This is a genomic window from Vibrio sp. D173a (assembly GCF_030248475.1).
The window spans coordinates 1-616 of record NZ_JAHGAH010001154.1 but is presented as its reverse complement, the minus strand read 5'-3'; the positions used below and the strand labels follow the sequence as shown (position 1 = coordinate 616).

General features: G+C 47.2%; 1 protein-coding gene. It reads left to right on the top strand.

Annotation, left to right across the window (positions count from 1 at the left end):
• A partial coding sequence (gene era, locus KIV40_RS31965) for a GTPase Era (protein ID WP_285353353.1) occupies nucleotides 1-512 on the top strand: 512 nt, incomplete at its 5' end.
• Nucleotides 513-616 lie beyond the last annotated feature (104 nt).

Here is a 616-nt window from a genome sequence, read left to right as displayed (position 1 = left end):
ATGACGTGATGCTGCACATGATGGAAGTGTCTAAGAAGATGGACTTCATCGATGTTGTGCCAATTTCGGCAAAACACGGTAAGAACACTGATGTATTGCGTAAGCACGTTCGTGAACATCTTCCGAAAGCGACACACCACTTCCCTGAAGAGTATGTAACAGACCGTTCTCAGCGCTTCATGGCGTCAGAGATCATTCGTGAGAAGCTGATGCGTTTTACGGGTGATGAGTTACCTTACTCAGTGACGGTTGAGATCGAACGCTTTGACTACAACCCAGACAACGATGGCTTCCACATTAACGCACTTATCTTAGTTGAGCGTAGTGGCCAGAAGAAGATGGTGATTGGTAAAGGCGGCGAGAAGATCAAGACGATTGGTCGCGAAGCTCGTCTGGATATGGAAGAGCTATTCGGTCGTAAAGTATTCCTAGAAACTTGGGTTAAAGTGAAGTCGGGTTGGGCTGACGATGAACGTGCACTGCGTTCACTGGGCTACATCGACGACTTATAACCCGCTAGAGGCGCAAGCGCTTCGCTCCGGGTCGAAACCATTTTAAAAGGAGCCAGTTATGCTCCTTTTTTCTATTTAGAAGGTGATATGTCTTCAGAAGGGTT